Consider the following 7,379-nt stretch of genomic DNA (forward strand, 5'->3'; position numbering starts at 1 on the left):
TGAGGGCCGCCGCGCCGGCGCGGCGGCGGCGTGTCCCACCCGCGCCGCCCGCCCGGCCGCGCCGCCGGCCGGCGCGCCGCCCCGCCCCCCCCCCCGGCGCCGCTTCCGGCTGAGCCTGTCTGCCCCACGGCGACGGACGAGTGATGGACCTCGGCGGTGGGTGAGGCCTCGGCGGCGTCGAGGACGAGTTCGTTGTACTCGCTGGCCAGCTCGCGGTACTCGGTTTGCAGCGCGTGATGGGCGAGGCGCTGGTCGGCGAGCTCGTCGAGCATCATGTCCATGCGCGAGTAGGCGCTGGCGACGCGCAGTTCGCTGATGAAGAAGGCCCGCTGAAGCGATTCCTCCCGCCGGGCGAGGTCTGCTTCCCGACGGTCCAGCTCCCGTTCGCGTTCCGCGTGCTGTCTCGCCAGCTTGGTGAAGAGGTCCCGGATGCGCTGTTCCTGCTGGGTGACGTAGTGGCGCACTACGCGGAGGGCGGCGGCGGTCAGGCACACGATCGGAAGCGCGAGGCCCGGCGCGACGGACAGGCCTCCCTCTCCGGCCGCGAGCACGGCGCCGCCGGTCACGGTTCCGACGCCGACGACGGCCACGGTGGTCTCTCGACTGGAAGAGCGCTGCATGTTCCCCCGTCCTACCTGGCGACGGCTGCGCCCCCGGCCTGGCCGTCATCGTGCTGGTCTGACTCGCGCTGTAGCCGCTGCGCCTCGACGATGCTGCTGATAAGCATCTTGCGGACAAAGGGATGGGTGATTCCCAGTACGTCCGCGACCTCCTCTGGGGGAGGTGGATTGGCGACTGACAGTACAGGCTGATTTGCGACTTTGGCGCGATCTGATCTCTTTGGATAGCCCGCCGTGTCGAGCAGCAGGTCCTCGTCGACCTTGAGTGCGGCTGCGAGCCCGTAGAGGTTCTCGATGCGTGGCAACGTCTCGCCGCGCAGGAGTCGGCCGATGGACCAGACGCTCATGCCTGAGTCTTCGGCGAGCCTCGCCCTGCCCTTGCTCCAGGGTGTGAGGTCGTAGCCGGCCTTAGCGGCCAGCCTCTCGACGAGCGCACCGAGGGCCGCAGCCTCAGTCCGTTCAGGTGATCCCTTGCTCCGCATATAGGCGAGGCTACTGGTCGCGCAAGCCTCTCGGGAGGGGTGTGCACGCGTGCACAAGTTGCAGGTGATCGCCCTTGCGGGGCATATGCGCTGGTCTGGTACTTGAGTCACTACGGCGTGCGCTCGAAAAATCACACTAATGACCATCGACGTGTCGGGGTTGTGTGCACGCGTGCACATGATCTAGCTTGTGCAGGCGTGCACAGTTCGTGTGCACGACTGCACAAGAGGGGAGGAGCCGTGCTGCTCCGCTTGGACACCGATCTCCTCAGGAAGAGGGCCGCCGCCCAGGGCGACGAGACCCACGAGGAAATCGCCCGACGAGCCGGGATCGACAGAAGCGCGGTGACCCGCGTGTTCGCCGGAACCGTTCCGACGCTCGCGAACACCACCGCGCTCGCCTGGGCCTACGAGATCTCGCTCGACGATCTCGTGCCCAAGGTCGAGACCAAGGTCGAGGTACCGGCGTGAAGACCGCCGTCCGCCGACCGGCCCGACCGCACTGCACGTGCGTCGAAGTCCGGAACTACGACTACGACAAGGCCGCCGAGAAGCTCAGCTGCAAGAAGCGATTCCTCCAGGACCGCATCAGCCGGCTGCCTCACCAACGCCTCGGCGAAAGCGTCGCGTTCTGCGACTGCGACCTGCGGATCATCCAGCGGATGTTCGCGGTCATCCCGGACGAGATCTGGGAGGGGCTGCTGAACCAGCAGCCGACCGAGACGCCGCGGGAGCCCGCGAGGCCCGCACTGCACGCCATCAAGCCCGCCGGGGCACGTCGCCCCAGCGCCGCCGCCGTCAACTGACGGCAGCGGGGCCGCCAAGACCCTGTCCCGGTCCGGACGACCCCGCCCACCAGGAGAAACCTCAACAACTCTGCGAATTGAGGACCCCTTTGATGGAGAACCTTAGCGGGAACGCGGCAGTGGCTGCCGCGCTCGCTCACCTCCTCAGCGACCACCCCGAGCTCAGTTCGATGGTCTGGCCGGTCGGCGAGACGACCGGCGTCCTGGCCGGACACCAGATCGCCGAGACCGGCCGGGGCGAGATCATCGACACCTGCGCCGAGATCATGGGCGGCACCGTCGCCCGCAGCATGCAGCTCCGCGGCGCCGGTGACGGCCAGGGCCTGGCCCAGCTCGTCACCACCTTCGACGGCGTGCCCGTCGAGGTCTGGGCGAGCTACCCGCTGGAAGGCGGCCAGCCGCTCACCGGCGACGAGCTGCGCGAAATCCTCGGCCTCAACGCCCCCGACGGGGGTGAGGACCAGTGAGCTGGAACGAGATCGCCTCGGCCGTCGTCCTCGTGCTGCTTGCCGGATGCGTGCTGCTGCTGCCCCTGTCGGTCATCGCACGGGCCCGGCTGGAGAACCACCCGTCGCGCCGCCCCATGTCCATCTCGGAGCAGGCCCAGCTCTGGAGCGGGGGTGCCGAGTGAAGCACAACCCGCGCCGCTGCCACCTGTGCGGCTCCATCGGCCACGGCTTCATCCGCGTCCGGGTCCGCAACGCCCTGACCCGGCAGACCCGCAGCAACGGCGAGAACGGAGGCGGCAAGTGAGCACCCAGATGCACCCGACCGCCGCCGACCACTTCGCGGCTGCCTACCGGTGCCTGGAGGAGCCCGGCACCGAACTCATCGTCAACGTCTACCTCAACCGGCAGGGCGCCGAGGCCGTCGCACGTGGCATCAACACCGGCAAGTACCCCGCGTACCAGCCGGCCGGTTCCTTCCAGGCGTCCGCGCATGCGCACGAGCAGGGCTGGGCGGTCTGGGCCCGCTACGTCGAGGGGCTCGACCTGGAGCCGCTCGCGCTGACCCGCATCGTCCGCGTGCCCGACCACGGCTGTCAGGCCGGTTACGAGGGCGTACGGATCGTAGAGGTGGAGATCTCCGCCCGGTGCCAGACCTGCGGCGGCCCCCGCGGCGAGGTCCGGCCCGACCCGTTCGTCCGCGACGGCGCACGGCTCGTCCGCGACGCCTGGGACAACCCGTGCGGCCACAAGGACGACTACCGGTCCGTGCTGCGCGAGGCCCGTCGTGGCACGCAGGCCCACCGCCACGGTGAGCCGCGCGGCGGGGAGATCGAGCCTGTCGACGGCGGCAAGTACGCCAAGGCCGTGCGGCTGCTCGCCGGATGGCTGGGCGAGAACCCGTGGCTGAGCGCACAGAAGGCGATCCCGCTCCTCAAGCGCTGCCGCGAGTTCGAGGCCGCGCGGATGGTCCGCGAGTTCGCGATGACCAGCCTCAGCGGCCCCAACACGTCGGCGAAGTCGGCCGCGCTGTTCCTGGTCCACCTGGACACGGAAGCGCTCGACGCCGACGCCAGCACGACCACGGGGGACGAGAAGTGACGACTGCACCTGACCTGCTGTTCGACCTGGACGACCTTGCCCCGGTCGGTCTGCCGTACGCGCCGACCGCGCGGCTGATCCTCCCGGCCGGCGACCTCGACGACCCGGAGTACCGCGCCCGCTGGGAAGCGGTGCGGCACGGCGGCATCGGCGGCAGCGACATCGCCGCGATCTGCGGCCTGAACAAGCGGCGCGGCCCGCGCCGCGTGTACGAGGAGCGGCACGGCTTCCGCAAGCCCGACAACCGGTTCATGCGGTTCGGGCGCCGGATGGAGCCGATCGTCGCGGCCGAGTTCGAGGACGAGACCGGCCTCAAGACGGCGATGCCGCCGGGGACGCTCGCGCACATCGAGCACGACTGGGCCCGCTCGAACGTCGACCGGTTCGTGCTGGACTCCTTCGGCCGGGTCATCGCCCCGCTGGAGTGCAAGACGCACAGCGAGTTCGTCGCCCGCCAGTGGGAGGACGAGGAGAACCCGCCCGAGGCGGCTGCTCTGCAGGCGCACTGGAACACCCTCGTCGGCGGCTGGGACCACTCCTATGTGGCCGCCGTGGTCGGCGGCAACCGGCTGCTGGTGTGGCGGCAGGACCGCGACCAGGAGCTGCTGGACCACCTGCTCCAGTTCTGCGGCGCCTGGTTCCAGCGGCACATCGTGGACGGCTTCCCGCCGCCCATCGACGGCTCGGAGGACACCGCCGAGCTGCTCGCCCACCTGTGGGAGGTCAAGCCCGAGTCGGTCGAGGAGATCGACATCGAGACGGCCGACCGGCTGCTGACCGAGCACGAGCGGCTCGAAGCGAAGGTAAAGGCCGCCAAGGAGGAACTCCGCAAGGTCGAGAACGAGATGCGGGACATCGCCGGGCCGAGCGAGATCGTCAAGGACCCCACCGGCCGGATCGTCTGGACGCACAAGCAGAACTCGACGTTCGCGCCCAAGCGGTTCAGCGAGGCCGAGCCCGAGATGGCGGCCCGCTACACGGTCATGAAGCCCGGCCTGGACACCAAGGCCCTCAAGGCCGATCACGGCGACCTGTACCGCAAGTACCAGGCCCGTCAGCTCCGTCCGGGCAAGCCCGCCAAGCAGGCCACCGCGAAGAAGAAGGGGGCCTGACATGGGGCTCAGCTTGAAGGAAAAGGTCATGATCGCGACCGGCGCGACCCCCAACCCGGCCACGCAGCCGGCCGGTGTGCCTGAGACGGTCGCCGAACTCAAGGGCCACGAGCAGGTCAACCCGCCCATGAACAGGCCGGTCATGGAGTGGCTGGAGCGGTACAACGCCGAGTTCGATGACGCGCTCCCGGCGCACATCGACCGGTCGACGTTCTTCGCGGCCGTGCGGTCGCTGCTGCCGACCCTGGCGAAGTGCACGCCGGCGAGCACGCTGGATGCCCTGCTGGCCTGCGCCCGCTTCGGGCTCGTCCCGGACGGGCGGCACGCGGTCATCGTCCGCGAGGGCAAGCTGGCCCGCTTCATCCCAATGGCAGATGGCTACGTGGACCTGATGTGCCGGGGCGAGGTGCAGTCGGTCGTCGTCGGAGTGGTCCACGAGAACGACCGCTTCGAGTGGGTGCCGACCGCGCGGCTCGGCGAGGACCTGGTCCACGTCCCGGCACGCGGCATGAAGTCCGAGCGGGGCGAGGCCACCCACGTCTACGCCTTCGCCTGGTTCCGCAACGGCAACCGCTCCGGGGCCGTCGTCCTCGACCGTGAGGAAGCCGAGGAGATCCGGAACGAGCACAGCCGCGCCTACCAGGAGGCCGTGGCCGAAGGCCGCGAAGACTCCTACTGGCACCGGTTCTTCCTCCAGATGTGGAAGAAGTCGGCCGTCCGTCGCCTGCCCAAGTACGTGCGCATGTCGGCGGAGTTGCTCACGGCCCTGATGCAGGCCGACGACGCCGGCGAGGCCGGGGAGGCGCAGAGCTTCCACGCGCCGGACCCGGAGACGGCCCGCCTCCTCGCGGAGGCCGAGGCCGCCTCGCGGGCCGCTGAGGCGTCCCAGGACGCCCCGGCCCCCACCACCACCCGCCGGCTGCCCGTGAAGCGGTCGCAGCCCCGTCGGAAGCCCTCGCGCAGGGCTCGCCGAGGAAGGACCCGTGCCGCATGAACGCTCCTTTGCCCTGGACCCGTAAGCCCCTGGTCGGGTTCGACCTGGAGACGTCGGGCCTGGACGTCGACGAGGACCGGATTGTCACCGGCAGCGTCGTCCGCTGGGGCGGCGGCCTGCCGACCGAGGCCCGCACGTGGCGCTCGGACCTCGGTGGCGCGGAGATCTCCGCCGACGCCACCGCGATCCACGGCATCACCACCGAGCAGGCCCGCGCCCTGGGCGACCCGGCCGACTTGGTGGTGGCCGCCATCGCCGGGCTCCTGGCCTGGTACGCGTCGCAGTCCCTGCCGATCGTCGTGATGAACGCCCCGTTCGACCTGACGATGCTGGAACGGGAGTGCGCCCGCTACGGCGTGAAGTCGGTGTGGGACTCCACCCCGGTGGTGCTGGACCCGTGGGTGCTGGACAAGCACCTGGACCGCTACCGCAAGGGCAAGCGGCGGCTCGTGGACCTGTGCCACCACTACCGCGTGCGCATGGAGGGCGGCGCCCACGTCGCGGAGGTCGACGCCAAGGCCGCGTGCGGCGTCGTGTGGAAGATCGGCAACCGGTACCCGTGGATCGGCCGCCAGGACGTGGGTGAGCTGCACGAGATGCAGGTCCGTTGGGCGCGCGAGCTGCGCGACGAGTGGATGGCCTGGCAGGTGGAGCGGTTCGGGTCCTGCGACGAGGCGCCCTACGAGTGGCCGTTCATCCCGGCGCCTACGGGGGCCGGGACGTGACGGAGACGGTTCTCCACGTCGGTACCGCAGCCTGCTGGGCGGGCTGCGGTGCCCTCGCCCTGGCCGCACGGCGGTGCGGCCGTCGCGCGGCGGCCCTGACGGCTGCTGAGCCCGCCCATGGCGACGTCAGCGACGTCGAGGCGGCCCCGTTCCCCGGCGGAGCCGGCGGACTCGAGGTCGTCAGTTCTCACCAGCACACCACCCAGGGGGAAGCATGAGCATGTACGACGACGGCCCCACGGATGAGTCGTTCGGCCCGGTCTACGTCCGGCCGGCGAACCCGGACTGCCCCAACTGCGACTGCTGCACGGCCGTGCTGTGCGCCAAGGGCGCGGCGAGCGTGAGCGAGTGTGCCGGTCACGTCGATGACGCCGAGGTGATCGAGCGGGTGACCAACTGCCCGTGCTCGGCGGAGTCCACCAGGGGCACCCTGTCCTGGCGGGCCGGGATGGTCCGCGCGACCACGTTCGCCACGGAGAAGCCGCTGCGGCCCGAGCTGGAGCAGCTGCTGCGTGCCGTCGCCGACGGCCGCGTGCCCGGGTACGTGGAGTTGCTGCCGAAGCTGACGGTGCGCCGGTACGTGCGGTGGGCGCTCGGCATGCAGCCGACGCTGACCGACTTCGGGCGGGCCTACCTGGACGCCCGGCAGGGACCGCGGGTCGAGTCCCCCGTCGCTGTGCAGTCGGTCGACGAGGCCACCCGCACCGTGCAGGCCCTCATCCCCAAGTACAGCGCCGAGCAGCCGGTGACCGTGCCCATGGATCTGCTGGCCAACTCGCGGACGCAGGTGGGCCCGGCCGGGCTCACCGAGGCGACGCTGTACGCGGAGGTCAACCCGGGCGCCTGCCAGGCCGACGACGTGGTGCTGACGAAGGTCCGTAACGCGGCGGTGGTGCTGCCCGCCCAGCCGGACAGTCCGGACGGTGCCCGGTGACGGGCCTGTCCGACCGCGAGCGGGGCGAGCAGCTCATGCAGCTGCTCGCCCCCGGGGCGGAAGAGTCGTGGGGCACGATCCTGCTGGGAGAGCCGCACAGTAAGGCCCGGCCGAGGTTCGACAAGGACGGCCACGCCTACAAGGACCCGGCCGACGCGG

General features: G+C 70.7%; 12 protein-coding genes. 10 read left to right on the forward strand and 2 right to left on the reverse strand.

Going from position 1 to position 7,379, the window contains the following annotated elements; genetic code table 11:
* Positions 1 to 620, reverse strand: a 620-nt coding sequence (locus tag ABZ923_RS40470) for a hypothetical protein (protein WP_361483164.1), incomplete at its 3' end; no start/stop codon positions are given.
* 11 nt (positions 621 to 631) lie between these two features.
* Positions 632 to 1,102 (reverse strand): helix-turn-helix transcriptional regulator, encoded by a 471-nt coding sequence (locus tag ABZ923_RS40475; protein ID WP_361483167.1) that lies wholly within the window; start codon positions 1,100 to 1,102, stop codon positions 632 to 634.
* A gap of 252 nt (positions 1,103 to 1,354) precedes the next feature.
* Here ABZ923_RS40475 and ABZ923_RS40480 point away from each other — a divergent pair, with 252 nt between their 5' ends.
* From ABZ923_RS40480 to ABZ923_RS40525, 10 genes are all read left to right on the forward strand, one after another.
* On the forward strand, positions 1,355 to 1,573 hold the full coding sequence (locus ABZ923_RS40480; RefSeq protein WP_361483170.1) for a helix-turn-helix transcriptional regulator: 219 nt from the start codon (positions 1,355 to 1,357) through the stop codon (positions 1,571 to 1,573).
* Positions 1,570 to 1,908, forward strand: coding sequence for a hypothetical protein (locus ABZ923_RS40485; RefSeq protein ID WP_361483172.1), 339 nt, complete (start codon positions 1,570 to 1,572; stop codon positions 1,906 to 1,908). Before ABZ923_RS40480 ends, ABZ923_RS40485 begins: the two co-directional genes overlap by 4 nt.
* 92 nt (positions 1,909 to 2,000) lie before the next feature.
* On the forward strand, positions 2,001 to 2,375 hold the full coding sequence (locus ABZ923_RS40490) for a hypothetical protein (RefSeq protein WP_361483175.1): 375 nt from the start codon (positions 2,001 to 2,003) through the stop codon (positions 2,373 to 2,375).
* Positions 2,372 to 2,539 (forward strand): hypothetical protein, encoded by a 168-nt coding sequence (locus tag ABZ923_RS40495; RefSeq protein WP_361483178.1) that lies wholly within the window; start codon positions 2,372 to 2,374, stop codon positions 2,537 to 2,539. The genes ABZ923_RS40490 and ABZ923_RS40495 overlap by 4 nt, the downstream gene beginning before the upstream one ends.
* Positions 2,536 to 2,661, forward strand: a complete 126-nt coding sequence (locus ABZ923_RS40500) for a hypothetical protein (protein WP_361483181.1) — start codon at positions 2,536 to 2,538, stop codon at positions 2,659 to 2,661. The genes ABZ923_RS40495 and ABZ923_RS40500 overlap by 4 nt, the downstream gene beginning before the upstream one ends.
* The gene (locus ABZ923_RS40505; protein ID WP_361483184.1) at positions 2,658 to 3,455 is read left to right on the forward strand and encodes a hypothetical protein; all 798 of its coding nucleotides are present in this window, start codon (positions 2,658 to 2,660) and stop codon (positions 3,453 to 3,455) included. The genes ABZ923_RS40500 and ABZ923_RS40505 overlap by 4 nt, the downstream gene beginning before the upstream one ends.
* Positions 3,452 to 4,567, forward strand: a complete 1,116-nt coding sequence (locus tag ABZ923_RS40510) for a lambda-exonuclease family protein (RefSeq protein ID WP_361483187.1) — start codon at positions 3,452 to 3,454, stop codon at positions 4,565 to 4,567. The genes ABZ923_RS40505 and ABZ923_RS40510 overlap by 4 nt, the downstream gene beginning before the upstream one ends.
* Before the next feature lies 1 nt (position 4,568).
* Complete coding sequence (locus ABZ923_RS40515; RefSeq protein WP_361483190.1) at positions 4,569 to 5,561, forward strand: recombinase RecT; 993 nt, start codon at positions 4,569 to 4,571, stop codon at positions 5,559 to 5,561.
* On the forward strand, positions 5,558 to 6,286 hold the full coding sequence (locus ABZ923_RS40520; RefSeq protein WP_361483193.1) for an exonuclease domain-containing protein: 729 nt from the start codon (positions 5,558 to 5,560) through the stop codon (positions 6,284 to 6,286). The genes ABZ923_RS40515 and ABZ923_RS40520 overlap by 4 nt, the downstream gene beginning before the upstream one ends.
* Before the next feature lie 214 nt (positions 6,287 to 6,500).
* Complete coding sequence (locus tag ABZ923_RS40525) at positions 6,501 to 7,220, forward strand: hypothetical protein (protein ID WP_361483196.1); 720 nt, start codon at positions 6,501 to 6,503, stop codon at positions 7,218 to 7,220.
* Positions 7,221 to 7,379 lie beyond the last annotated feature (159 nt).

It is taken from the genome of Streptomyces sp. NPDC046881 (assembly GCF_040645015.1).
GTDB lineage: Bacteria > Actinomycetota > Actinomycetes > Streptomycetales > Streptomycetaceae > Streptomyces.

What these genes read in the sequence shown, in the direction of transcription:
- ABZ923_RS40525 (WP_361483196.1), top strand. Translation starts at nt 6,501, where the DNA reads ATGAGCATGTACGACGACGGCCCCACGGATGAGTCGTTCGGCCCGGTC.
- ABZ923_RS40520 (WP_361483193.1), top strand. Translation starts at nt 5,558, where the DNA reads ATGAACGCTCCTTTGCCCTGGACCCGTAAGCCCCTGGTCGGGTTCGAC.
- ABZ923_RS40475 (WP_361483167.1), bottom strand. Translation starts at nt 1,102, where the DNA reads ATGCGGAGCAAGGGATCACCTGAACGGACTGAGGCTGCGGCCCTCGGT.
- ABZ923_RS40490 (WP_361483175.1), top strand. Translation starts at nt 2,001, where the DNA reads ATGGAGAACCTTAGCGGGAACGCGGCAGTGGCTGCCGCGCTCGCTCAC.
- ABZ923_RS40515 (WP_361483190.1), top strand. Translation starts at nt 4,569, where the DNA reads ATGGGGCTCAGCTTGAAGGAAAAGGTCATGATCGCGACCGGCGCGACC.